Here is a 23384-nt window from a genome sequence, read left to right on the forward strand (position 1 = left end):
GGGCCCGAGCCACCAGCACGCGCGGCTCCACGGGCTTGAGCACGTAATCGTCGGCGCCGACCTCCAGGCCGGCGATCTGATCGTACACATCGATGCGGGCCGTCAGAATGAGCACGGGCACGTTGGAAAAGCGACGCAGCCGGCGGCAGACTTCCATGCCGTCCATGTTGGGCAGCATCAGGTCCAGGATGACCAGGGCCGGCTGCTGCGCGCGCACGGCGTCTTCGGCCAGGTCGCCGCGGCGCACGATGGTCACGGCGAATTCGTAGCCGTCCAGGTATTCCGCGATGAGCTGCGCGAGACGGTCATCGTCCTCGATCAGCAGCACGGGGTGTTTGAGCGGCGCTGCCTCGGCCATCGGTGTTATCCGTCCTCTCGGTCTTGGGTTGGCCCGGGAATCTTCTCTCGCCCTGGGGCCGCGCGGATTCTAGGCCCAGGTACGCAGGCTGCAGCGCCCGCGCACGCTTGAACACAATTGCGCACAGATTCGCGCAGCTTCGGAACAGACACCGTCGCGCCGCCTCCCTAGACTCAAGGCCCCCTTCTGAAACCCTATCGAACATGCGCGTCACTTTTTTCCGAACCCTTTTCCTTGTGACGCTGCTGGGCCTGGGCCTCGCGGCGCATCCGGCAGCCCAAGCCGAGAATGTCTACCTGATGTCGCTCGCGGGTGGCGTGACGCCGCGCTACGAGGGCAGCCGGGATTACCGGCCCGTCGTTGTGCCGATCATCGCCGCCGAGTTCGACAACGGTGTCTTCCTCAATCCACTGGAGGGTCTCGGCTACCGGACGCAGTTCTCCCACGGGGTCTTCGCCTCGGTGGCGCTCGGCTACGACGATGGCCGCACCGACCAGGACCGCTACCTGTTGCCCGGCTCGGACCACCTCAAAGGAATGGGCGACATCCCCGGTTCGATGCTGATCCTGCTGCAGGTCGGCGTGCGCCTGCCGGGTGATCTGAGCTTGAGCGCGACGCTGGACCAGCCGATCACGGAGACCCGGCGCGGACTGGGTGGGCGCGTCGATCTAACTGCATCACTGTGGTCAATGCCGACCGATCAGGTCAACCTCACGGGCAGCGTGCATGCGGGCAGTGATCGTTATGCCCAGACTTTTTTTGGCGTGACCGACAGGCAATCGGTCAACAGCCGCTTTGACGCTTACACGCCCCAAGGTGGCGTGGACAGCCTGAAGTTAGCCATCGACTGGACCCATGTCTTCACGCCGCACTGGATGGTGAGAACCACTGCCGGCGTGAGCCGTCTGGTGGGTGATGCTGCTGACAGCCCCATCGTGCAGGTCAAAAACAATTACTTGGCCATGACCGCTTTGGTTTACCGCTATTGAGCTGAGCACTGGGCAGGACCAAGGCATGAAGGCTACAGCGTCGCCATTCGGCATTCTCGGGCGAGAGCGAACTTCGGCGTGGGGGTGTTGGGTGCTCGTCGGCGCCTGGATCACGCTGGACGCCTTGGCGTCCTGGGTTTGGTCATTGGCTGGCCACCAAGCGTTGGCGTTGTGGCGTCAGGCGCAAGGCCGGGGCGGTTTGCCTTGCTCGAACCAGGACGGCTGACCTCCACAGCCGTCCTGAAAGGACTGACTCGCGATGCTCAGGCCATGCCAGCCGTGACCTTGCTGTAGCCGCCGTCCACGTAGGTGATCTCGCCCGTCACGCCGCCCGCCAGGTCAGACAGCAGGAAGGCGGCGACGTTGCCCACGTCCTCGATCGTCACGTTGCGGCGGATCGGCGCCGCCGCGGCCACGGCCGAGAGCATCTTGCCGAAATCCTTGATGCCGCTGGCCGCCAGGGTCTTGATGGGGCCGGCGGAAATTCCGTTGGCGCGCAGGCCGCGGCCCTGGGAGCCCAGGGATTCAGCCAAGTAGCGCACCGAGGCTTCCAGCGACGCCTTGGCCAGACCCATGGTGTTGTAGTTCGGCACCACGCGCTCGGCGCCAAGGTAGGTCAAGGTCAACGCGGCGGCCTTGTCGTTCAGGTAGGGCAGGGCCGCCTTGGCCATGGCCGGGAAGCTGTAGGCGCTGATGTCGTGCGCGATCTTGAAACCTTCGCGCGACAGGCCTTCGAGGAAATCGCCCGCGATCGCTTCACGGGGTGCGAAGCCGATGGCGTGGACGAAACCGTCGATCTTTGGCCACGTGGCGGACAAATCCTTGAACAGATTCTCGATCTGCGCGTCATCGCCGACATCGCAATCGAAGATCAGCTTGGAGCCGAATTCGGCGGCGAACTCGGTGATCCGGTCCTTGAAGCGTTCGCCGACGTAGCTGAAGGCCAATTCCGCGCCCTGCGCGTGGCAGGCCTTGGCAATGCCGTAGGCGATGGATCGATTGCTCAAAACGCCGGTGATGAGCAGCTTCTTACCGGTCAGAAAACCCATGGTTCTTCTCTCCTGTGGAATTGAGGGCAGTGTCTGTTGTGGGATCGGGCAGCACAACCGCAGGTCGATCACATGATTCGTTGCGGGGTGCACTGAACGTAGTGCAGAATTGTCGCATGCGGTTTTGGCTGATTCTTCTTCTCTGGGCCTGTGGCATTCCGGCCTGGGCGGCCCACGGGTATGCCCTCTGGGGCGACTTGAAATACCCGCCTGGCTTCGCGCACTTCGACTATGTCAATCCTGACGCTCCCAAGGGCGGCGAGTTGCGGATGGTCAGCAATCTGCGCTACTCGACTTTCGACAAGTACAACCCCTACACCATCAAAGGTTCGCCGCCCGCTTACCTGGCGCAGCTGATCTTTGAAACCTTGCTCGTGGGTTCCATGGACGAGACCGCGTCCGCCTACGGATTGCTGGCCGAGAGCGTGGACGTGCCGAAAGACAGGTTGAGCGCTACCTTCCGCTTGCGGGCCGAGGCACGGTTTCACAACGGCCAGCCCGTGGAGGCGGCGGACGTCAAGCACAGCTACGAGACGCTGATTGGACCTTATGCCCAGCCCAGTTACGCGACGCTGTTGCACGAAGTCGCGGGTCTTGATGTGCTGGACACCCGCACGGTGCGTTTCCGCTTCAAGGTACCGAACCGGGAATTGCCGCTCATCGTCGGCAGCATTCCGATATTCAGCCGTGATTGGGGGCGTCAGTCCGATGGCAAGCTCAAACGTTTTGACGATATCGTGGTGGACACCCCCATCGGCAGTGGACCTTACCGCATCGGTCCGGTCAGTTTCGGACGCGACATCACCTATGTGCGCGACCCGAAGTACTGGGGCAGCGGACTGAACGTGAACCGGGGGTCCAACAATTTTGACCGCATCACCGTCAAGATATACAAGGACAACACGGCACGGCTGGAAGCACTCAAAGCCGGAGAGTTCGACTTCATGACCATCTACTCGGCGGGCGATTGGGCGCGTCGCATCGATGGCAAGCTGTTTCGACAGGGCGTGTTGGTCAAGAAGGAGTTGGCCCATCAACTGCCCGCGGGCTTCCAAAGTTATGTACTGAACACACGTCGCCCTCAGCTGAAGGATGTCCGCGTGCGCGAGGCATTGGGCTTGGCGATCGACTATGAATGGATGAACCGCCAAATGTTCTATGGCGGGTACCCACGCGTGCAAGACCTATTTGGCAACACGGCCTGCCAGGCCACCGGCACGCCGGATCCGAAGGAACTTGCCTTGCTGGAGCCCTGGCGCGGCAAGGTGCCTGACGCCGTGTTCGGCCCCATGTACAAGCCGCCCACGACCGACGGTGAGGGGCAATCCTTGCGTAACAACTTACGCCGCGCGCGGCAATTGTTGGCTGACGCAGGCTGGACGTACCGCGACGGGGCCTTGCGCGACAGCCAGGGCGCCCCCATGGTGTTGGAGTACCTCGATAGCCGGGAAAGCGGTCTTCGAGGCGTGACGCCCTGGGCGCGTAACCTCGAAAAGTTGGGCATCTCCCTGCGTTTTGTCACCGTGGATTTCGCGCTGTACATGCAACGCTTGGACAAATTCGATTTCGACATCATCACGCTCGCGTACCAGGGCACACACAACCCTGGCCAGGAGATGCTGGAAATCTTCGGGAGCCAAGGGGCTGACGTGGAGGCATCTAGCAACCACACCGGCGTCAAGAGCCCTGCTGTGGATGCCTTGGTGATTGCGATGACCCGCGCACGCGACCAGGCGGAGTTGCTGCCCGCCTGCCGTGCTCTGGACCGGGTGATCATGCACAGCCACTATCTGATCCCGCAGTGGACCTTGCTGTCCCACCGCATGGTGTACAACCAGCAGCGACTGGCCTACCAGCAGCCCATGCCGCCGTATGCCAAGGCGGAGGAGTGGCTGATGTCCTCCTGGTGGTTCGTCCCGATTCACTGACCTCGCCGCCATGTTCTCCTACATCGTCAAACGCTTGCTGCTGATGCTGCCCACCCTCCTGGGCGTTCTGCTCCTCACCTTCGTGGTGATCCAGTTCGTGCCTGGCGGACCGGTGGAGCAATACCTCGTGGAGGCCCGCTCGGCAGCAGGGCGTGGTGGCGTGGAATCGGGTGGCATCAGCTACCGCGGCAATCAGGGGGTGGCGCCTCAACGTATCGAGGAGATCAAGGCCTTGTACGGCTTTGACAAGCCCGCCCATGAGCGTTTCTGGCAGATGCTGGTGCAGTTCGCGAATTTCGACCTGGGACGCAGTTTTTTTCAAAACAAGGAAGTCTGGGATCTCATCGTCGAGAAACTTCCCGTCTCCATCAGCCTAGGCCTCTGGACCTTCCTCATCAGCTACTTGGTGGCCGTGCCACTGGGCGTGGCCAAGGCGGTGCGGGCCGGATCGCGTTTTGACTTGGTCACCACGCTGATCGTCCTGGTGGGGTATGCCATTCCGGGCTTTGTGCTGGGCGTGGCTCTGCTGGTCATCTTTGGCGGGCAATTGCAGTGGTTCCCGCTGCGCGGGCTCACCTCGCCCAACTGGGAAGAGTTGTCTTGGGGCGCGCGCATCGTGGACTACCTCTGGCACATCACGCTGCCCGTCACGGCCATGGTGCTGGGCAGTTTCGCGGTCACGGCCATGTTGACCAAGAACGCCTTTCTGGAAGAAATACGCAAGCAATATGTGCTCACGGCACGCGCGAAGGGGCTGACGGAGCGGCAGGTGCTGTGGAAACATGTTTTCCGCAATGCGCTGATCCCCATCGTGACGGGTTTTCCTGCCGCCTTCATCGGTGCTTTTTTCACGGGCTCGCTGTTGATCGAAACCTTGTTCTCCCTGGACGGCCTGGGATTGCTCAGTTACGAGAGCGTGATCCGTCGCGATTACCCGGTGGTGCTGGGCACCTTGTACCTGTTCACCCTGATTGGATTGGTCACCAAACTCGTGAGTGACCTGTGCTATGTGTGGGCGGACCCCCGCGTGAAGTTTGATTGACCCCATGACTTCTCCCGCCACCGACCCCATCCCACCGCGCCAGAGCAGCCCGATGGCGAAGAGACGCGCCAAGGCCGTGCAAGGTTCGGCCACTGCGCCAGTGTCCTTGTCACCCTCGCGCCGAGCCTGGCTGCGTTTCAGGCGCAACCGCTTGGGCTTTTACAGCCTGATCATCTTCACCGCGCTGGTGCTGATCAGCCTGGGGGCCGAGCTGATCAGCAACGACCGGCCGTTGATCGTGCGCTACGAAGGGCAGACCTACTTTCCCATGCTGAAGGACTACCCCGAGACCACTTTCGGCGGCGACTTTGAGACGCCCACCGACTACCTCGATCCCTACATCAAGGAACGCCTCAAGGCCGGCGACAACTGGGTGCTGTACACCCTCAACCCCTATGGCCCGAACACGCTCAACTACTTCGCCAAGTCGCCCAACCCCTCGGCGCCCACCGGGGACAACTGGCTGGGTACGGACGACCGTGGGCGCGATCTGCTGGCGCAATTGCTGTACGGCTTTCGCGTGAGCGTGCTGTTCGCCCTGGCGCTCACCGTCACGGGCGTGGTGCTGGGCGTGGCCACTGGTGCCATCCAGGGTTTCTTTGGGGGCAAGACCGATCTGGCTTTCCAGCGCTTCATCGAGATCTGGGGCTCCATGCCCGAGCTCTACCTGCTGATCATTTTCAGCGCCGTGTTCGCGCCCAGCCTGGCGCTGCTGCTGATCCTGCTCAGCCTGTTCGGCTGGATGGGCCTGTCCGACTACGTGCGCGCCGAGTTCCTGCGCAATCGCCAGCTCGACTATGTGCGCGCGGCGCGGGCATTGGGCCTGTCGCATGCGCAAATCATCTGGCGGCACGTGCTGCCCAACAGCCTGACGCCCGTGGTGACCTTTTTGCCTTTCCGCATGAGCGCGGCCATCCTCGCGCTGACCTCGCTCGATTTCCTGGGCCTTGGCGTGCCGCCGGGTACCCCGTCGCTGGGCGAGCTGCTGGCCCAGGGCAAGAACAGCATCGACGCCTGGTGGATCTCGCTCTCCACCTTTGGCGTGCTGGTGATCACCCTGTTGCTACTGACGTTCATGGGGGACGCGTTGCGCGATGCGCTCGACCCCCGCAAGCGGGATGTGAGTTCACCCGCGCCCACGCAGAGCGCGAAGGCCACGCCATGAGCGGGTTGCTGCAAGTCAAGAACCTCCGGGTCGCTTTCGACGGCAAGGAAGTGGTGCACGGGATCGACTTCGACATCGCCGTCGGCGAGAAGGTCGCCCTGGTGGGCGAGTCGGGTTCGGGCAAGACCGTCACGGCGCTGAGCCTGCTGCGCTTGCTGGGCGATGCGCGGGTGGAAGGCCGCGCCCAATTCCAGGGGCTAGAAGGCGGGGGTGGACCGCTCGATCTGCTGCAACTGGGGGAGCGGGTCTTGCGCGGCGTGCGCGGGCGCGACATCGCGATGATCTTCCAGGAGCCCATGACGGCCCTGAACCCCCTCTATACGATCGGCGACCAGATCGCCGAGGTGCTGCAGATCAAGCTGGGGCTGAGCCGCAAGGCGGCCTGGGCACGCGCGGTGGACCTGTTGGCCGATACCGGCATCACCGAGCCGGCGCGGCGCGCAGCGGCCTATCCGCACCAGCTCAGCGGCGGTCAGCGTCAGCGCGCCATGATCGCCATGGCCCTGGCTTGCCAGCCGCGCCTGCTGCTGGCCGACGAGCCCACGACCGCGCTGGACGTCAGCCTGCGCGGACAAATCCTGGACCTGCTGGACGACCTGCAACGCAAGCATGGCATGGCCGTGCTCATGATCACGCACGACCTGAACCTCGTGCGCCGCTTCGCGCAGCGTGTCATCGTGATGGAAAACGGCCACATCGTGGAGCAGGGCGAGGTGGATGCGGTGTTCAACCGACCGCAGCACGCCTACACCCGCAACCTGATCGCCAGCCGGCCGCAGCGTCTTGTGCCGGACACGGACACCCCGCCCGGGCCGGACACCCAGGCAGCCCCTTTGCTAATGTCCCGCAGTTTGCGGGTGCGCTATCCGGTCGCCCAGCCCGGCTTGCGCGGGTGGTTCAGGCGTGGGGAGTTCGTGGCCGTGCACGAGGCTGATTTCGAGCTACAGGCTGGCCGCACCCTGGGTGTGATCGGGGAGTCTGGCTCGGGCAAATCCACCCTGGCATTGGCTGTTCTGGGACTCTTGCCCCAGCAGGATGTCGGCGGCGAACTGCTTGTCCTTGGGCGGCACTGGAGCAAAAAACAAAAGGAAAACAAGAGCTTGAGAAGTCAAGTTCAAGTGGTTTTTCAGGATCCATTTTCCTCGCTTTCGCCGCGGCGCACCGTCGAAGAGATCGTGGGCGAAGGCCTGGGCGTGCACATGCCGGAACTGGATGCGCCGGGGCGCCGGGCACGGGTGGCCCAGGTTTTGGCCGAGGTTGGCCTGGACGAGCGGCAATTCCCAGGCTTCCTGCAGCGCTACCCGCACGAGTTCTCCGGTGGCCAGCGCCAGCGCATCGCCATCGCCCGAGCGCTGGCGGTGCGGCCGCGCCTGCTGGTGCTAGACGAACCCACCAGCGCGCTGGACGTGAGCATCCAGAAACAGGTCCTGGAATTGCTGCAGCGCCTACAACGCGACCACGGCCTGGCCTACCTGCTCATCACGCACGACGTGGACGTGATCCGCGCGATGGCGCATGAGGTGCTGGTCATGCAGGCCGGACGCGTTGTTGAAGCCGGTCCGGCACTCGCCTTGCTGGACGCTCCCCAGCACCCCTACACGCAAACCTTGGTGCAGGCCGCCGCCACACCTTGAGCGGCCTCAGCGCTGGGCCCTGGCGACTTCCTCGGCCACGAGCCTGCGCAGCGGTTCCTCGCCGAAGCTGGGCAGGGACTGCCCATTGACGAAGAAGGTGGGGGTCTTGTTCACTCCCAGAGCGGTCAGGTCCTCGATGTCTTGCCGCAACACCGACTCGATGCCCGCGGACGCGGCGTCCGCCAGGGCCTGCTCCAGGTTCAGTCCGGTTTGCGCCGCAGCCGCGTAGGCCTTGCCGACGTCGGGTTGGCCGTGGTCGGCCCACAACGGCTGGGCGGCCAGCACCATGTCCAGGACCTCCCAGTACTTGCCCTGGCGCTTGGCGGCCTCGAGCAGACGCACCACATCGTCCGAGCCTGGATGGAAGGGGGCGTAACGGACCACCAAGCGGACTTCCTTCGGATACTGACGCAGCAGATCCTTGACGATGGGGTGGAAGGCGCGGCAGGTCTCGCAAGCAGGGTCGAAAAACTCGACGATCGTGACGGGCGCATCCTGTGGACCCGCCACGGCAGCGTGCATGCGCACCAGGCGTTGCGAGTGGACCGCGAGCAAGCGGCTCGAGGCGTCCCGCTCATGGCGCTGGTAGGTGATGACGCCCAGCACGAACACGGCCACCACCGTGATCAGCAGCGCGAGAAGGGCGAGGGTCCGGGCGTGCGGTTTCATGATCTTCATGCAGATGTTTTCTTCAGATGCAAGGAAAGCAGGGCGACGATCAAGGCAAACGCCAGCAGCGACAACCAGGGCAGTTGAATACCCCCCAACCAAGCCAAATCCTGCTTCAGGCAAGAGGAGCCAGCGCCGCAGGGCGCCCAAACCTGAGGTACCAGGCCGGAGATCAGCAGGCTGTGATGGACGGCCACCAAAAGACCCGGCACGGCCAGCAGGAGTCCGTAGACCGCGCCGGACCGGTCACTGGTCATGCAGGCCCAACCGAGGATCAAGGCCAGAGGGAACATCGCGATTCGCTGGTACCAGCACAAGGTACACGGTGTCATGCCCATGACCTCACCCAGAAACAAGGCCGACGCGGACGCGATCAGGGCCGCGGAGGCGGCCCCAAAAAGCAGGAGCCAGGCGGATCGTGTCATGCCGATGCTCATGGTGTGTCAGAGGGAGAGGGATGAGTCGCCTCAAGCGCCTTGTCGATCAAGGTCTGCAAAGCCGGATCGATCAGCAGTGCCACATGCCGCATCCGCAGGTGAGTGTGCAGATGCGGCATGAAGTTTTCCTGGTCATCGTTATCAGCACTGGAGAGGTGGTGGGGTCGCTCTTTGGAATTCAGTGGGCATGCCCATGATGTCCCTCATCGTCGTGGTCATGCGTGCAACCGTGCGCGCACCCGTGTGCACGATGCGGCTGCGCCTGAACTGCTGCGCCATGACGCAGCTCCGCGCGTGCCTGGCGCAGCACCAGCCAGCCGCCCTGCAAGGCCAACGCGGCCATCAAGGAGGCAACCAAGAGGTCGGGCCAGGCCGAGCCGGTGCCAAAGACGCCCAGCGCCGCCAGCATGACGGCGACGTTGCCAATGGCGTCATTGCGCGAACACAGCCAGACGCTGCGCATATTGGCATCGCCCTCGCGAAAAGCGTAGAGCATGGCGGCCACCGCGACATTCACCACCAGGGCCAGCGTGGCGACGACCCCCATCGTCATGGCTTCGGGTACGCCGCCATGCCAGATGGACCAGACCGCGTGACCCAGAACATAGAGGCCAAAGCCCATCATGGACAGCGATTTGACGAGGGCGGCACGGGCCCGCCAGTGCAAGGCGGCGGCCAGCACGGCCAGCGAGACTCCGTAATTCAGGGCATCCCCCGCGAAGTCAACCGCGTCCGCGAGCAGGGACAGGGACCCGGCATGGATGCCTGCGGCGATTTCCAGGGCGAACATGCCCGCATTGAGCATCAAGGCCACCCAGAGGATGGCTCGGTAGCGGGCAAGGTGGGTGATCTGGCCAAGGCTCAGATCGTGGTCGTGGTGGCAGTGAGCTGACATGGTTTTTTCTCCTGAACCTGCATTGAAAACCCTGGAGTTGCTACAGTGTCAAGCTCAATTCAAGGAAGAGCCTCATGCAAATCAAGGCTTTGGCCGCCGCCACGGGCGTGGACGTGGAAACCATCCGCTATTACGAAAAACAGGGGTTGCTGCCCGCGCCCGCCCGGCGCAGCAACGGCTACCGGGACTACGAAACCGTGCACCTGGAACGGCTGGCTTTCATCCGCCACTGCCGCGCGCTGGACATGCCGCTGGCCGACGTGGCTCGCTTGCTGGGTTTCATCGACGACCAACCTGGTGCATCGCCCGATGCCAGCGCGGTGGATGCCCTGGTGGCCGAGCAACTGAACCGTGTGCGCGCCCGACTCAAGAGCATGCAGGCGCTCGAAAAGCAGCTGCTGCAGCTCCAGTCGCGCTGCGACGGGCGTCATGAAAACGGGCGCTGCGGCATCCTGAACGATCTGGTCGCCGCGGCGCATGGGGAGGCCTGCGCCTGTCATGCGCACCCGGCCTGAATCCAGCGCCGGCGGCGGGCAAAATCCGGGCCAGGCCTTGGTTTTGCGCCAAAATTCGGCTACAATTCGGTGCATCTAGACCAACGGGCGGATATCCAACCGCCCGTTTTTATTTGTCCCGTCACAAGTGTGCATGCCGCATGCGGTACGCCTCGGTGCATGCGCCGAGGTGGCCGACGGGATGGTGCATTGCATTCGGACAAGGACAAGATCAAGTTGACGCTGCAAGAGATTGCCGAACAGACCGTGACCGGGCTCGGTTACGAACTGGTGGAGATAGAACGCTCCGCCGGGGGGCTCTTGCGCATCACGATCGATTTGCCTTGGACGCCTGGCTTGCACGAGCAGTTCGTCAATGTCGAGGACTGCGAGAAGGTGACCCGCCAGCTGCAGTATGTGCTGGAAGTCGAGGGCATCGAATACAAGCGTTTGGAAGTGTCGTCGCCGGGCATCGACCGGCCGCTGCGGCATGAGCAAGATTTCGAGCGCTTCGCTGGCCAGGTGATCGACGTGACGTTGAAAGCACCCATCGGCGCGGCCGCGCTGGCAGGGCAGGACGCCGCCGGCGGCAAGGTCGCGGCGAACCGCAAGAAGTTCCGCGGCACGCTCGAAAAAGCGCCGCAAGGCGGCTGGCAGATCGTCTGGAGCGACGAGCCCGCGCCCAAGCCGGGGCAGCGTGTCAGTAAGAAGCGCGAACCGGCGCCGTTGCAGGCGCTTGGTTTCACGCTGGACGAGCTGCGCGACGCCAGGCTGGCGCCGGTGGTGAATTTCAAGGGGCGTGGTGCGGCGGACGCGTGAGCCGATCACCCACTAAAGAATGGTTGAGGTTTTGAAGTGTTGAAGGGGATTCAGAAATGAGTTCGATCAAGAACAGCGAATTGTTGATGCTGGTGGAAGCCATCTCGCGCGAGAAGAACGTTGAGCGCGACGTGGTGTTTGGCGCTGTCGAGGCTGCGCTCGCGCAGGCCACGAAGAAGCTCTACGAAGGCGATGTGGACATCCGCGTGGCCGTGGATCGCGACACCGGCCTGTACGAAACCTTCCGCCGCTGGCACGTGGTGCCCGACGAAGCCGGCCTGCAATTGCCCGACCAGGAAATCCTGCTGTTCGAGGCCAAGGAGCAGATTCCCGACATCGAGGTCGACGAGTACATCGAGGAGGCGGTCGAGTCCGTGCCCATCGGCCGCATTGGCGCCATGGCCGCCAAGCAGGTCATCTTGCAGAAGATCCGCGACGCCGAGCGCGAAATGCTGCTCAACGACTTCATGTCGCGTGGCGAGAAGATCTTCGTGGGCTCCGTCAAGCGCATGGACAAGGGTGACTTGATCGTGGAAAGCGGCCGTGTCGAGGGCCGACTCAAGCGCAATGAAATGATCCCCAAGGAGAATTTCCGCGCCGGCGACCGAGTGCGCGCCATGATCATGGAAGTCAATACCGAGCAGCGCGGTCCAGCCATCCTGCTGTCGCGCTCTGCGCCCGAGTTCATGATTGAACTCTTCCGCCAGGAGGTGCCCGAGATCGAGCAGGGCCTGCTCGAGATCAAGAGCTGCGCCCGTGACGCCGGCAGCCGCGCCAAGATCGCCGTGCTCTCGCACGACAAGCGCGTGGACCCGATTGGCACCTGCGTGGGCGTGCGCGGCGCGCGCGTCAACGCCGTCACCAACGAGTTGGCGGGCGAGCGTGTGGACATCGTGCTCTGGAGCGAGGACCCGGCCCAGTTCGTGATCGGCGCGCTGGCCCCGGCCAATGTTTCCTCCATCGTCGTGGACGAAGAAAAACACGCCATGGACGTGGTGGTGGACGAGGAAAACCTGGCCATCGCCATCGGCCGTGGCGGCCAGAACGTGCGTCTGGCATCCGAGCTGACAGGCTGGAAGATCAACATCATGGACGCCGCCGAGTCGGCCCAGAAGCAGGCGGACGAGACGACCACGCTGCGCAAGCTCTTCATGGAAAAGCTGGACGTCGACGAGGAGATCGCCGACATCCTGATCACCGAGGGCTTCACCAGCCTGGAGGAAGTGGCGTATGTGCCGCTGCAGGAAATGCTGGAGATCGAATCCTTCGACGAGGACACCGTCAACGAGCTGCGCGCGCGCGCCAAGGATGCGCTGCTCACGCTCGAGATCGCCCGAGAGGAAAGCGTGGACGAGGTGTCGCAAGACTTGCGTGACCTGCAGTTCCAAGGCAAGCCTTTGAGCGCCGACGTGATCGCCAAGCTGGCCGATGGCGGCGTGCACACCCTCGACGATCTGGCCGACCTGGCCATCGACGAGCTGACCGTCATCACCGGCCACAGCGAGGAAGACGCGAAGGCCTTGATTCTCAAGGCGCGCGAGCACTGGTTCACGGACGAGCCGGCAACCGCGGCGTCGGGGACTTCCTCATAAGACAAGGCCTTTGCACCGTCCATCCTTTCTCTACCAAGAGAACATCATGAACTCACAGTATTAACTTGAAGGCCGGCGCTCATTGCGCTGGCGGCGCACCAGAAACAAAACAGCCGCCGCCTCACGCAACGCACCGGGCCGTAAACCAGGGTCACACACCATGTCCAGCACCACCGTCGCCGAGTTCGCCACTGAACTCAAGAAACCGACCGACACCTTGATCGAGCAACTCAAAGCCGCTGGCGTCAACAAGAACGCCGCCGCCGACACCTTGACTGACGCGGACAAGCAGCGTCTGCTGAGCCACTTGCAGGCCAGCCATGGCACGGCAGCCCCCGAGCGCAAGAAGATCACCCTGACCAAGAAATCCACCACCGAGATCAAGCAGGCGGATGCGACGGGCAAGGCGCGCACCATTCAGGTGGAGGTGCGCAAGAAGCGCACCTTCGTGCGCCGCGAGGAAGGCGAGAGCGAGACTCCGGTCGAGGCCGAGTCCACGGTTGTTGAGGAAGTCGCACCCGTGACCCCATCCGCGCCCGTGATCGACGAGGCGGAACTGACGCGTCGCCAGGAAGAGGCGCGCCGTCAAGCCGAGCTGATTCGCCGCCAGGAAGAAGAACTGGCTGAGCGCCGCCGCCAGCGCGAGGAACAGGAAGCCCAGGAGCGGGCCGCCGAAGCTGCCGCGGCACAAGCCGCAGCTCAGGCTGCCGCTGCGCCTCAAGCCGCTCCCACGCCCGTGGTGGACCCCACTGCGGCGCAGGTCGCTGCCCAGGCCGCCAAGGAACAAGCCGCCGTGCAGGCCCGTGCCGCCGAGGATGCCGCACGCGCCGACCTCGACACTCGCCGCCGCAAGGCTGAAGCCGAGGCCGCCGCCATCCGCACGATGATGGCGAGTCCGGCCAAGAAGGCTCCGCCCCCGCCGCCCAAGAAGGAAGAAGCCCCGGCCGCGAAGAAGGGCACACTGCACAAGCCCGCGAACGCGAATCCCGGTGGGACCTCCACCACGGCCAAGACCGGCACCGGCGGCGCGGCCAAGACGGGCGCGCCCGCAGCACCGGGCAAGGAAATCAAGTCCGCCAAGCTGTCGTCCAGCTGGGCAGGGGATCCGGCCAAGAAAAAGGCCATCCCGACGCGTGGCGACTCCAGTGGCGGCGTCGGTCGCGGCAGCTGGCGCAGCGGCCCGCGCGGTGGCAAGCGTGGTCATGACCGTGAGGAAGCCCAGGCCGCATCCGCGCCCCAGGAGGCGCGCGTGATCGAGGTGCACGTGCCCGAAACCATCACCGTGGCCGAACTGGCCCACAAGATGGCGGTCAAGGCCAGCGAAGTGATCAAGGTGCTGATGAAGCTGGGCCAGATGGTCACCATCAACCAGCCGCTGGACCAGGACACGGCCATGATCGTGGTCGAGGAAATGGGCCACAAGGCCATCATCGCCGCGCTGGACGATCCGGAAGCCTTCACTGAAGAAGAAGCGTCGGCCCACCAGGCGGACGCGCTGCCGCGCGCCCCCGTGGTCACGGTCATGGGCCACGTGGACCATGGCAAGACCTCGCTGCTGGACTACATCCGCCGCACCAAGGTCGCGGCGGGCGAGGCGGGCGGCATCACGCAGCACATTGGCGCTTACCACGTCGAGACGCCGCGCGGCATGATCTCCTTCCTCGATACCCCGGGTCACGAGGCGTTCACGGCCATGCGGGCGCGCGGCGCCCAGGCCACGGACATCGTCATCCTGGTTTGCGCCGCCGACGACGGCGTGATGCCGCAGACCAAGGAAGCCATCAAGCACGCCAAGGCGGCCGGGGTTCCCATCGTCGTGGCCATGACCAAGGCCGACAAGCCCGAAGCCAACATCGAGAAGGTCAAGGCCGAGCTGGTGGCCGAGGAAGTCGTGCCCGAGGACTTCGGCGGTGATTCGCCCTTCGTGGCCGTCTCTTCCAAGACCGGTCTGGGCGTTGACGAACTGCTGGAGCAGGTGCTGCTGCAGGCCGAAGTGCTGGAACTGAAAGCGCCGGTTGATGCCGCCGCGAAGGGCTTGGTCATCGAAGCCCAGCTGGACAAGGGCCGAGGCCCCGTCGCCACCGTGCTGGTGCAGAGCGGCACGCTCAAGGCCGGCGACGTGGTGCTGGCCGGCCAGACTTATGGCCGCGTGCGCGCCATGCTGGACGAAAGCGGCCGCAAGATCGACAACGCTGGCCCCTCGATCCCGGTCGAAATCCAGGGTCTGACCGAGGTGCCGCAGGCGGGCGACGAATTCATGGTGCTGACCGATGAGCGTCGCGCCCGTGAGATCGCGACTTACCGCGCCGGCAAATTCCGCAACACAAAACTGGCCAAGCAGCAAGCTGCCAAGCTGGAGAACATGTTCTCCGACATCGCCGCGGGCGAGGTCAAGAGCCTGCCCATCATCGTCAAGGCCGACGTGCAGGGCTCCCAGGAGGCGTTGGCCGCGTCCCTGCTCAAGCTCTCGACCGACGAAGTCAAGGTGCAGCTGGTTTATGCCGCCGTGGGTGGCATCAGCGAGTCCGACATCAACCTCGCCATCGCCTCCAAGGCCGTGGTCATCGGCTTCAACACACGTGCCGACGCGGGCGCGCGCAAGCTGGCCGAGGGCAACGGCATCGACATCCGCTACTACAACATCATCTACGACGCCGTGGACGAGTTGAAGGCAGCCATGTCGGGCATGCTGGCGCCGGAGAAGAAGGAAGAAGTCATCGGCATGGCGGAAATCCGCACCGTGTTCGTTGCCTCCAAGATCGGCACGGTGGCGGGTTGCATGGTCACCTCCGGTCACGTCACGCGCAGCGCGCATTTCCGCCTGCTGCGCGACAACGTGGTCATCTACACGGGCGAGCTGGACTCCCTCAAGCGCATGAAGGACGATGTGCGCGAGGTCAAGGAAGGCTTCGAGTGCGGCATCAAGCTCAAGAACTACAACGACATCAAGGAAGGTGATCAGCTGGAGTTCTTCGAGGTCAAGGAAATCGCGCGCACGCTCTGAGCGCAAGAGGCTCGAACCACCATGCCGGCGAAGAAGTCCCCCATCAACCGCGGCCACAAGGTCGCCGACCAGATCCAGCGCGATCTGTCGGAACTGATCGCGCGCGAGCTGAAGGACCCCCGCGTTGGCATGGTCACGCTGCAGGGCGTGGAGGTCACACCCGACTACGCCCATGCCAAGGTGTATTTCAGCGTGCTGATCGGTGAACCCCAGGAAGCCCAGGACGCGCTGAACCAGGCCGCGGGCTTCCTGCGCAACGGCCTCTTCAAGCGACTGCACATCCACACCGTGCCCACGCTGCACTTTGTGTTCGATCGCACCACCGAGCGCGCAGCCGACATGAACGCCTTGATCGCCAAGGCGGTTTCCTCGCGAGCGAAAGAGGACTGAACCCATGAACACGCCGCGTGCACGGGTGCCACGGCGCCCCGTGCATGGGGTGCTCCTGCTGGACAAGCCTTTGGGTCTGTCCAGCAATCAAGCTTTGCAGAAAGCCAAGTGGCTGCTGCGCGCCGAAAAGGCAGGGCACACCGGTACCTTGGATCCGCTGGCCACGGGCGTACTGCCACTGTGCTTCGGTGCCGCCACCAAGTTCAGCCAGCTGCACCTCGACGCCGACAAGACGTACGAGACCACGGTTCGCCTGGGCGTGAAAACCAGCACTGCCGACGCTGAGGGGGAGGTGATCGCTACCCGCCCCGTGCGCTGCACGCCGGGGCAGGTGGTGGAGGTGCTGGACCGCTTCATGGGTCCGATCCAGCAGGTGCCGCCTATGCACAGCGCGCTCAAGAAGGACGGCAAGGCCCTCTACGAGTACGCCCGGGAGGGCGAGACGGTGGAACGAGCGCCGCGCGAGGTCGTGATTCACGAACTTGAACTGCTGGACCTGCAGCTGCACGGGGACGCCGCCTTCTTGCGATTGCGCGTGCTGTGCAGCAAGGGCACCTACATCCGCACCCTGGGCGAGGACATTGGCGAGGCGTTGGGCTGTGGCGGCCATCTGGTCGCGCTGCGCCGCGTCGCCACCGGGCCGTTTGATCAGGCGCAGTGCATCGATCTGCCCTCCCTGGAGGCGATGGACGAACCGCAACGCCAAGGCGCGCTGCGACCGGCCGAGGTGTTGCTGGATGGCCATGAAGCCGTCACGCTGGACGCGGAGAATGCCGGGCGTTTTCTGTCCGGCATGCGCCGTCGCGGCCCTTGGCCCGATGCGCCGAGGGTGGCCGTGTTCGGCCCCGTCCGAGATGAAGCGGCGCCGCGCGCGCTGCTCGGCACGGCCCACGTGAAGGCCGGCGAACTGATCCCGGGACGACTGTTGAGTCCCATCGAAATTCAACAGATTCTGGAAAACCAAGCACCGAGCGAACCCCAACCATGAGCAAGCAAATCCGCAACATCGCCATCATCGCCCACGTTGACCATGGCAAGACCACGATGGTCGACCAACTCCTGCGCCAGTCCGGCACCTTCGCCGAGCACGAAAAGGTCGTCGACACCGTGATGGACAACAACGCCATCGAAAAGGAGCGCGGCATCACCATCCTGGCCAAGAACTGCGCCGTCAGCTGGAAGGGCACCCACATCAACATCGTGGACACCCCCGGCCACGCGGACTTCGGCGGCGAAGTGGAGCGCGCCCTGTCCATGGTAGACAGCGTGCTGTTGCTGATCGACGCGCAGGAAGGCCCCATGCCCCAGACGCGCTTCGTGACCAAGAAGGCCCTGGCCCTGGGCCTGCGTCCTATCGTGGTCGTCAACAAGGTCGACAAACCCGGCGCCAATCCCGACAAGGTGGTCAACGCCGCCTTCGACCTGTTCGACAAGCTGGGCGCGACCGACGAGCAGCTCGACTTTCCCGTGGTCTACGCCTCGGGCATCAACGGCTGGTCTTCTCTGACCGAAGGCACGCCGGGTGAGCAGTGGGGCCCCGACATGTCGGCCCTGTTCGACACCATCCTCAAGCACGTCCCCGCGAATTCGGGTGATCCGACCGCGCCGCTGCAATTGCAGATCTCGGCGCTGGACTTCTCCACCTTCGTCGGTCGCATCGGAGTGGGTCGCGTGAGCCAAGGCACGATCAGGCCCATGATGGACGTGGTCGTCATGGAAGGCCCGGACGGCAAGGCCGTGAAAGGCCGCGTCAACCAGGTGCTGACCTTCCAGGGTCTGGACCGCATGCAGACGCCCGAGGCTGGTCCCGGCGACATTGTCCTGATCAACGGCATCGAAGACATCGGCATCGGTGTGACCGTCACCGACCCGATCAACCCCGCGCCCCTGCCCATGCTCAAGGTCGACGAGCCGACCCTGACCATGAACTTCTGCGTCAACACCAGCCCGCTGGCAGGCCGTGAAGGCAAGTTCGTCACCAGCCGCCAGATCTGGGACCGCTTGCAGAAGGAACTGCAACACAACGTCGCGCTGCGCGTGAACGAGACCGACGAAGAGGGCGTGTTCGAGGTGATGGGCCGCGGTGAACTGCACCTGACCATCTTGCTGGAAAACATGCGCCGCGAAGGCTACGAAATGGCCGTGAGCAAGCCGCGCGTGGTGTTCCGCACCATCAATGGCGAGAAGCACGAACCCATCGAACTCGTCACGGCCGACATCGAAGAACAGCACCAGGGCGGCGTGATGCAAGCCCTGGGCGAGCGCAAGGGTGAACTGGTGAACATGGAGCCGGACGGCCGTGGCCGTGTCCGCCTGGAATACCGCATTCCGGCTCGTGGTCTGATCGGTTTCACCAACGAATTCATGAACCTGACGCGCGGTTCCGGCCTGATCAGCAACATCTTCGACAGCTACGAGCCGCACAAGGGTGACATCGGTGGGCGCAAGAATGGCGTGCTGATCTCCATGGACGACGGTGAAATCTTCACCTACGCCCTGGGCAAGCTGGACGATCGCGGCCGCATGTTCGTCAAGGCCAACGATCCGGTGTACGAGGGCATGATCGTCGGCATCCACAGCCGCGACAACGACCTCGTGGTGAACGCCACGCGCACCAAGCAGCTGACCAACTTCCGCGTCAGCGGCAAGGAAGACGCGGTCAAGATCACGCCCCCGATCGAGCTGACGCTGGAATACGGCGTGGAGTTCATCGAGGACGACGAGCTGGTCGAGATCACGCCCAAGAGCATCCGCCTGCGCAAGCGTTACCTGAAGGAGCACGAGCGCAAGCGTGCGGCACGAGACTAAACCCCTGAGGCGCTGATGCGCCTCGGTACCCATTGCCAGAGGCAATGGTTCTTCAGGCTGTCCAAGCCCGCGCAAGCAGGCTTGGAGCCGCAGCCCTCAGCCCCTTGAACGCCAACCTTCGGTGGCAAGGGGAACGACGCCAGTGGCCTGGCCAAGCCAGTTCCACGGCGTCCCGTGAAAGAACTTCAATGACCCTCACTCATCGCAAAGCCGTTTGGTTGATGGTGGCCGTGACCCTGATGTGGTCGATCGCGGGCTTGGTCTCGCGCCAGCTCACGCACGCGCAAGGGCTGGAAGTCACGTTCTGGCGCAGTTTCTTCACCGTGCTCACGCTGCTGGTCATCTTGCCGCTGTGGCAAGGGGTGGACGTATTCCGGCAGATCCCGTGGCGCAATCCCTCGCTCTGGCTGTCCGGCGTGTGCTGGGGCATCATGTTCACGGCCTTCATGTTCGCGCTGACCTTGACCACGGTGGCCAACGTGCTGATCACCATGGCTTTGGGGCCTTTGTTCACGGCCCTGATGTCGCGCTTCGTGCTCGGGCATCGACTCCCCCTGCGCACCTGGATCGCCATCGTCGTGGCGGGGGCAGGCATTGTGTGGATGTACGGCGCGCAATTGAACTTCAGCGGTGAGGCCGGCGCCGGCGGGCAGTCTGGCGGGCTTTTGCTGGGCTCCTTGATCGCGCTGATCGTGCCCGTTGCAGGCTCCGTGCAATGGACGGTGGCGCAGCATCAGTCCCGGCAGCAGGCGAGGGACGAAACCGCCGCCAAGATCGGACTGGTGCCCTCCGTGCTGATCGGCGCGATCTTGTCGGCCTTGGTCACCTTGCCATTGACGCTGCCTTGGCAAGCCAATGCCACGGACTTGAGCTGGCTAGGTTTGCTGGGCGTGGTGCAACTGGGCATCCCTTGCGTCCTGGCCGTCTTCTGTGCGCGCGTGCTCAAGGCGCCGGAGCTGGCGCTGCTGGGCCTTCTGGAAGTGATCTTCGGCATCCTCTGGGCGTGGCTGGGCGCGGGCGAGGCTCCCGGCGCGAATGCGCTGACGGGCGGCCTCGTGGTCATCGGCGCCTTGGCCGCGAACGAGGCCCTGGGCTGGAACTCGAAAGACAAGCGTGACCATCGTGACGAATTTCCGCCTTCCATCCTGTCCTGAGCTTCTGCTGGAGCAGCGCGGCCAGCTCGGCTGCATCACGCTCAACCGGCCGCGGGCACTCAACGCGCTCTCACTCTCGATGGTGCGCGCCCTGACGCAGGCCTTGCAGGTCTGGCGCGACGATCCCGCCATCCAGGCCGTGGCCATCCGCGGGCAAGGCAAGGACGGACCATTTGGCGCGTTCTGCGCAGGCGGCGACATCCGCTTCTTTCACGAAGCCGTCTTGCGCGGCGACGCCGAGGTGGAGGATTTCTTCACCGAGGAATACGCCCTCAACCACCTGATCCACCACTATCCCAAGCCCTACATCGCCTTCATGGATGGCGTGGTCATGGGCGGCGGCATGGGCATCGCTCAAGGCGCCTCCCTGCGCATCGTCACCGAACGCACGAAGATGGCCATGCCGGAGACCCAAATCGGGCTGTTCCCCGACGTGGGGGGAGGTTGGTTCCTCGCCCGCTGCCCGCGGAGCGCCGGGGCATGGCTGGCCTTGACCAGTGAGGTCATCGGTGCGGGTGACGCGCTGGCCTTGGGGCTCGCCGATGCCTGTTTCGGTACCGCTCAATTGCAGCAGGCCTGGGATGCCTTGGCGGGCCTCTCGTCCTTCGATGTGGACACCTTGGAGGCTTGGCGACAGCAGCACATCATCCCCTCGCCAGCTGCAACGTTGCCGCTGAACGTTGTTGAACGCTGTTTCGGCTCGACCTCGGTGCTGGCCATCGTGCAGGCCCTCGAAGCAACGCAGGCAAAGGATGCGGACCACGCAGTGTGGATCGAAAGCACGGTGAAGGCCTTGCGCACCCATTCACCCTTGATGCTCGAAGTGACCCTGCAACTGTTACGTAGAGGCGCCGCGATGAACCTCGCCGAGGAACTGCGCCTGGAACGGGACCTGGTGCGCCACTGCTTCAACACGCGGCATCTGGGCCGTTACCGCGCGGACACGGAAACCATGGAAGGCATCCGCGCCCTGGTCATCGACAAGGACCGCCAGCCGAAGTGGCGGCCTGCGCGGCTGGAAGATGTCACGCCGGACATGGTGGCGGGCTTTTTCGATTCGCCCTGGCCCCCGCACGCCCACCCGCTCAAGGACTTGGCCTAAGCAGGCTGTCCACGTCCCAGGATGCGTGCAGCCCGCGACGCTGCGGGTTCAGGACTGCTGGTACACCGCCTCGGCCAAGCGCAACAACTGCTCACGACTCAGCGCACCGGAAAGCGCGTAAGCCTGCTCGCCATCGATCCAGTAGAAGCTGGGCACGGGGCCATCGGCGCTGTAGCGAAACTCCACCCGGGTTTCGCTGCCCAACTCGGCCGGGCGCTGCCCCAGGTACACGGTCACGCGCACGCCAGCGGCGTTCTGGTACATGAACTGGGCACGAGCCCCATCGTCACCAGGCAGCAGACGCCCGCCGACCAGCTCGTACCCCAAGGCCTGCAGCTGGGGCAGCTTGAGGGGGCGGCCCAGGCGCTTGGACAGCCACTGCACCAGATGTTCTTCTTGGCTGGCCGCCACCTCGACCGGGTGCCGTTGCTCGGGGCTGTAGACCGCGTGCGCGATCGCCGCCTGCCGCACAAAGTCCCGCGCCGGAGCCTGTTGGGCCAGCACGGCGGGTGACCCCGGCATCCACACGGCACGGCCGAACCAGCCCAGGCCAAAGGCCAGCAACAGGGACGCGGCGACGGCACTCCAACGCCGTGCCTGCTGGACCCGCCCATGGGTTTGCTCCACGCTTCGGGCTGCGGCCTCCAAGGCTGCGGGCAGATCCTGCCGCAACAGTTCGGTGTGCAGCCCTCGCAAGGCGGCGTGTTGGCGCTGCCAGGCCCTCCAACGCGCTTGCGCGGCGGGCTGCTGGGCCAAACGGGCCAGCAGGGCCAGCAGGGCCGCGTGCTCCTCAGCGGTGAGCCGACCATCGAGCAGGGCGTGCAGCTCGTCGTCCGTGACGGGGATGTCTTTGGATGCGTCCATGGTGATCGTGATGCGCTGGCGTGAGGCGTCTATTTGAGGCGGCGCAGCGCGCCATGCCCGGCGGCCGAACCCGAGGTGGACGCGTCCGGGCGGGGGGTTGCGTCCAGCAACTCCTGCAGGCGTCCGCGCGCCCGAGAAAGCCTAGACATCACCGTGCCGACCGGCACACCGGTGATCCGCGCTGTCTCCGAATACGTCATGCCCTCCAGCGTGACGAGCAGCAGCGTCACGCGCTGCTCGTCCGGCAACAGCAAGAGGCAGCGCTGGAGGTCCAGGGCATCGTCGCCGCCACTGGCAGGCGCTGCGGGTTCCTGCTCGATGGCTTCCAAGGCCAGCGGCGCCGGTCCCTGGCGCAGACGTTGCCGCACCTGGCTGATGTAGAGGTTGTGCATGAGCGTGAACAGCCAAGCCCGCAAGTCGGAACCCGCCAGCCAAAGCCGCCACTTGACGCAGGCACGCTCGAGCGCGTCCTGCACCAGATCGTCGGCGGCCCAGGCGTCTCCCGTCAGCGCGCGGGCATAGCGCCGCAAGGCTGGAATATGCTGGGTCAACAGTCGGCGGTCCATGGCTCAGGCGGTGGGGCGCTGGAAGTGACCGCGCCACGCTCAAGGGCGGGCCAACTTCCAGACGTTGTTGAAGCCATCGCCCGTGCGGTCACCCGGCTTGCTGTCCTTCACCCAGAAATACAGGGGCTTGCCCTTGTAAGCCCATTGCTTCTTGCCGTCGTCGCGGGTGATCACGCTGTAGTCGGCAGAGGCCTTGTCCATGTCACTGGCCATCAGGGGGGGCCAGTTGGTGGCACAGGGACCGTTGCACACCGATTTGCCGCTGCCCATGGCGTCACGGTCAAAGGTGTAGAGGCTCATGCCGTTGGGCCCGACCAGAACACCGTCGTTGACCTGCGCTGGCGTTGCTGCCATCGCCGCGCAACCGGCGAGGATGACCGCGGCGAGAAAAAGAGAGTACGGAGCACGGAACGAGGATTTCATGA

23 protein-coding genes are annotated in these 23384 nt (G+C 64.3%); 14 read left to right on the forward strand and 9 right to left on the reverse strand.

The window, feature by feature from the left end:
• Positions 1-358 (reverse strand): response regulator (locus HGR_RS03080; RefSeq protein WP_006296617.1); only part of this gene is annotated, 358 nt, incomplete at its 3' end.
• Positions 359-561: 203 nt separating this feature from the next.
• On the opposite strand from HGR_RS03080, the gene HGR_RS03085 reads away from it, so the two are divergent.
• A complete protein-coding gene (locus tag HGR_RS03085; RefSeq protein ID WP_006296618.1) occupies positions 562-1347 on the forward strand; it encodes a MipA/OmpV family protein in 786 nt (261 codons plus the stop codon).
• A 263-nt stretch (positions 1348-1610) separates the two neighbouring features.
• Here the strand turns inward: HGR_RS03085 and fabI are convergent, their stop codons facing one another.
• Positions 1611-2396, reverse strand: a complete 786-nt coding sequence (gene fabI, locus HGR_RS03090) for an enoyl-ACP reductase FabI (protein WP_006296619.1) — start codon at positions 2394-2396, stop codon at positions 1611-1613.
• 116 nt (positions 2397-2512) lie between these two features.
• Between fabI and HGR_RS03095 the strand changes: the two genes are divergently transcribed.
• From HGR_RS03095 to HGR_RS03110, 4 genes are read left to right on the forward strand one after another with little or no spacing between them, the layout of a single operon-like run.
• Positions 2513-4324 carry an extracellular solute-binding protein gene (locus tag HGR_RS03095; RefSeq protein ID WP_006296620.1) on the forward strand — a complete coding sequence of 604 codons (1812 nt, stop codon included), beginning with the start codon at positions 2513-2515 and terminating at the stop codon, positions 4322-4324.
• Between the two features lie 10 nt (positions 4325-4334).
• Positions 4335-5366 carry a microcin C ABC transporter permease YejB gene (locus HGR_RS03100; RefSeq protein WP_006296621.1) on the forward strand — a complete coding sequence of 344 codons (1032 nt, stop codon included), beginning with the start codon at positions 4335-4337 and terminating at the stop codon, positions 5364-5366.
• A 52-nt stretch (positions 5367-5418) separates the two neighbouring features.
• Positions 5419-6531, forward strand: a complete 1113-nt coding sequence (locus HGR_RS03105; protein WP_050797375.1) for an ABC transporter permease — start codon at positions 5419-5421, stop codon at positions 6529-6531.
• Entirely contained in the window at positions 6528-8165 is a 1638-nt protein-coding gene (locus HGR_RS03110) for an ABC transporter ATP-binding protein (RefSeq protein ID WP_006296623.1), read from the forward strand. The genes HGR_RS03105 and HGR_RS03110 overlap by 4 nt, the downstream gene beginning before the upstream one ends.
• Positions 8166-8171: 6 nt before the next feature.
• Here HGR_RS03110 and HGR_RS03115 read toward each other — a convergent pair whose 3' ends face one another.
• The 4 genes from HGR_RS03115 to HGR_RS03125 are packed head-to-tail and all read right to left on the reverse strand — an operon-like array spanning position 8172 to position 10166.
• Entirely contained in the window at positions 8172-8843 is a 672-nt protein-coding gene (locus tag HGR_RS03115) for a DsbA family protein (protein ID WP_006296624.1), read from the reverse strand.
• Positions 8840-9271 carry a disulfide bond formation protein B gene (locus HGR_RS03120; protein WP_050797373.1) on the reverse strand — a complete coding sequence of 144 codons (432 nt, stop codon included), beginning with the start codon at positions 9269-9271 and terminating at the stop codon, positions 8840-8842. Before HGR_RS03120 ends, HGR_RS03115 begins: the two co-directional genes overlap by 4 nt.
• Entirely contained in the window at positions 9268-9390 is a 123-nt protein-coding gene (locus HGR_RS17950; RefSeq protein WP_006296626.1) for a hypothetical protein, read from the reverse strand. The genes HGR_RS03120 and HGR_RS17950 overlap by 4 nt, the downstream gene beginning before the upstream one ends.
• A 59-nt stretch (positions 9391-9449) precedes the next feature.
• Entirely contained in the window at positions 9450-10166 is a 717-nt protein-coding gene (locus HGR_RS03125; protein ID WP_006296627.1) for a cation transporter, read from the reverse strand.
• A 74-nt stretch (positions 10167-10240) separates the two neighbouring features.
• On the opposite strand from HGR_RS03125, the gene HGR_RS03130 reads away from it, so the two are divergent.
• The 9 genes from HGR_RS03130 to HGR_RS03170 all read left to right on the forward strand — a co-directional run bounded on the left by HGR_RS03130 (position 10241) and on the right by HGR_RS03170 (position 21529).
• Complete coding sequence (locus HGR_RS03130; RefSeq protein WP_006296628.1) at positions 10241-10681, forward strand: Cd(II)/Pb(II)-responsive transcriptional regulator; 441 nt, start codon at positions 10241-10243, stop codon at positions 10679-10681.
• A gap of 216 nt (positions 10682-10897) precedes the next feature.
• Positions 10898-11479, forward strand: coding sequence for a ribosome maturation factor RimP (gene rimP / locus HGR_RS03135; protein WP_039852210.1), 582 nt, complete (start codon positions 10898-10900; stop codon positions 11477-11479).
• Between the two features lie 56 nt (positions 11480-11535).
• A complete protein-coding gene (nusA, locus tag HGR_RS03140; RefSeq protein ID WP_006296630.1) occupies positions 11536-13071 on the forward strand; it encodes a transcription termination factor NusA in 1536 nt (511 codons plus the stop codon).
• 160 nt (positions 13072-13231) lie between these two features.
• Complete coding sequence (gene infB / locus HGR_RS03145) at positions 13232-16075, forward strand: translation initiation factor IF-2 (protein ID WP_006296631.1); 2844 nt, start codon at positions 13232-13234, stop codon at positions 16073-16075.
• A 21-nt stretch (positions 16076-16096) separates the two neighbouring features.
• Positions 16097-16465, forward strand: coding sequence for a 30S ribosome-binding factor RbfA (gene rbfA / locus HGR_RS03150; protein ID WP_006296633.1), 369 nt, complete (start codon positions 16097-16099; stop codon positions 16463-16465).
• Positions 16466-16469: 4 nt separating this feature from the next.
• On the forward strand, positions 16470-17453 hold the full coding sequence (truB, locus tag HGR_RS03155) for a tRNA pseudouridine(55) synthase TruB (RefSeq protein WP_006296634.1): 984 nt from the start codon (positions 16470-16472) through the stop codon (positions 17451-17453).
• The gene (gene typA, locus HGR_RS03160; protein WP_006296635.1) at positions 17450-19273 is read left to right on the forward strand and encodes a translational GTPase TypA; all 1824 of its coding nucleotides are present in this window, start codon (positions 17450-17452) and stop codon (positions 19271-19273) included. Before truB ends, typA begins: the two co-directional genes overlap by 4 nt.
• Before the next feature lie 188 nt (positions 19274-19461).
• The gene (locus tag HGR_RS03165) at positions 19462-20427 is read left to right on the forward strand and encodes a DMT family transporter (protein ID WP_006296636.1); all 966 of its coding nucleotides are present in this window, start codon (positions 19462-19464) and stop codon (positions 20425-20427) included.
• Positions 20387-21529, forward strand: coding sequence for an enoyl-CoA hydratase/isomerase family protein (locus tag HGR_RS03170; protein ID WP_006296637.1), 1143 nt, complete (start codon positions 20387-20389; stop codon positions 21527-21529). Before HGR_RS03165 ends, HGR_RS03170 begins: the two co-directional genes overlap by 41 nt.
• 48 nt (positions 21530-21577) lie before the next feature.
• Here HGR_RS03170 and HGR_RS03175 read toward each other — a convergent pair whose 3' ends face one another.
• From HGR_RS03175 to HGR_RS03185, 3 genes are read right to left on the reverse strand one after another with little or no spacing between them, the layout of a single operon-like run.
• Positions 21578-22393: an anti-sigma factor family protein gene (locus HGR_RS03175; RefSeq protein ID WP_006296638.1), complete on the reverse strand. Its 816-nt coding sequence runs from the start codon at positions 22391-22393 to the stop codon at positions 21578-21580.
• A gap of 29 nt (positions 22394-22422) precedes the next feature.
• Positions 22423-22959, reverse strand: coding sequence for an RNA polymerase sigma factor (locus tag HGR_RS03180; protein WP_006296639.1), 537 nt, complete (start codon positions 22957-22959; stop codon positions 22423-22425).
• Between the two features lie 39 nt (positions 22960-22998).
• Positions 22999-23382, reverse strand: a complete 384-nt coding sequence (locus HGR_RS03185; RefSeq protein ID WP_006296640.1) for a COG4315 family predicted lipoprotein — start codon at positions 23380-23382, stop codon at positions 22999-23001.
• Between the last annotated feature and the right edge of the window lie 2 nt (positions 23383-23384).

This window comes from Hylemonella gracilis ATCC 19624, assembly GCF_000211835.1.
In the GTDB taxonomy this organism is placed as follows: domain Bacteria; phylum Pseudomonadota; class Gammaproteobacteria; order Burkholderiales; family Burkholderiaceae_C; genus Hylemonella; species Hylemonella gracilis.

Coding starts and splice junctions, on each gene's coding strand:
- HGR_RS03105 (WP_050797375.1), top strand. CDS start 5,419: ATGGCGAAGAGACGCGCCAAGGCCGTGCAAGGTTCGGCCACTGCGCCA.
- infB (WP_006296631.1), top strand. CDS start 13,232: ATGTCCAGCACCACCGTCGCCGAGTTCGCCACTGAACTCAAGAAACCG.
- HGR_RS03175 (WP_006296638.1), bottom strand. CDS start 22,393: ATGGACGCATCCAAAGACATCCCCGTCACGGACGACGAGCTGCACGCC.
- HGR_RS03125 (WP_006296627.1), bottom strand. CDS start 10,166: ATGTCAGCTCACTGCCACCACGACCACGATCTGAGCCTTGGCCAGATC.
- HGR_RS03085 (WP_006296618.1), top strand. CDS start 562: ATGCGCGTCACTTTTTTCCGAACCCTTTTCCTTGTGACGCTGCTGGGC.
- HGR_RS03130 (WP_006296628.1), top strand. CDS start 10,241: ATGCAAATCAAGGCTTTGGCCGCCGCCACGGGCGTGGACGTGGAAACC.
- HGR_RS03165 (WP_006296636.1), top strand. CDS start 19,462: ATGACCCTCACTCATCGCAAAGCCGTTTGGTTGATGGTGGCCGTGACC.
- HGR_RS03120 (WP_050797373.1), bottom strand. CDS start 9,271: ATGAGCATCGGCATGACACGATCCGCCTGGCTCCTGCTTTTTGGGGCC.
- typA (WP_006296635.1), top strand. CDS start 17,450: ATGAGCAAGCAAATCCGCAACATCGCCATCATCGCCCACGTTGACCAT.
- HGR_RS03095 (WP_006296620.1), top strand. CDS start 2,513: ATGCGGTTTTGGCTGATTCTTCTTCTCTGGGCCTGTGGCATTCCGGCC.
- nusA (WP_006296630.1), top strand. CDS start 11,536: ATGAGTTCGATCAAGAACAGCGAATTGTTGATGCTGGTGGAAGCCATC.
- HGR_RS03185 (WP_006296640.1), bottom strand. CDS start 23,382: ATGAAATCCTCGTTCCGTGCTCCGTACTCTCTTTTTCTCGCCGCGGTC.
- HGR_RS03110 (WP_006296623.1), top strand. CDS start 6,528: ATGAGCGGGTTGCTGCAAGTCAAGAACCTCCGGGTCGCTTTCGACGGC.
- truB (WP_006296634.1), top strand. CDS start 16,470: ATGAACACGCCGCGTGCACGGGTGCCACGGCGCCCCGTGCATGGGGTG.
- HGR_RS03115 (WP_006296624.1), bottom strand. CDS start 8,843: ATGAAGATCATGAAACCGCACGCCCGGACCCTCGCCCTTCTCGCGCTG.
- rbfA (WP_006296633.1), top strand. CDS start 16,097: ATGCCGGCGAAGAAGTCCCCCATCAACCGCGGCCACAAGGTCGCCGAC.
- HGR_RS03100 (WP_006296621.1), top strand. CDS start 4,335: ATGTTCTCCTACATCGTCAAACGCTTGCTGCTGATGCTGCCCACCCTC.
- HGR_RS17950 (WP_006296626.1), bottom strand. CDS start 9,390: ATGCCGCATCTGCACACTCACCTGCGGATGCGGCATGTGGCACTGCTG.
- fabI (WP_006296619.1), bottom strand. CDS start 2,396: ATGGGTTTTCTGACCGGTAAGAAGCTGCTCATCACCGGCGTTTTGAGC.
- HGR_RS03180 (WP_006296639.1), bottom strand. CDS start 22,959: ATGGACCGCCGACTGTTGACCCAGCATATTCCAGCCTTGCGGCGCTAT.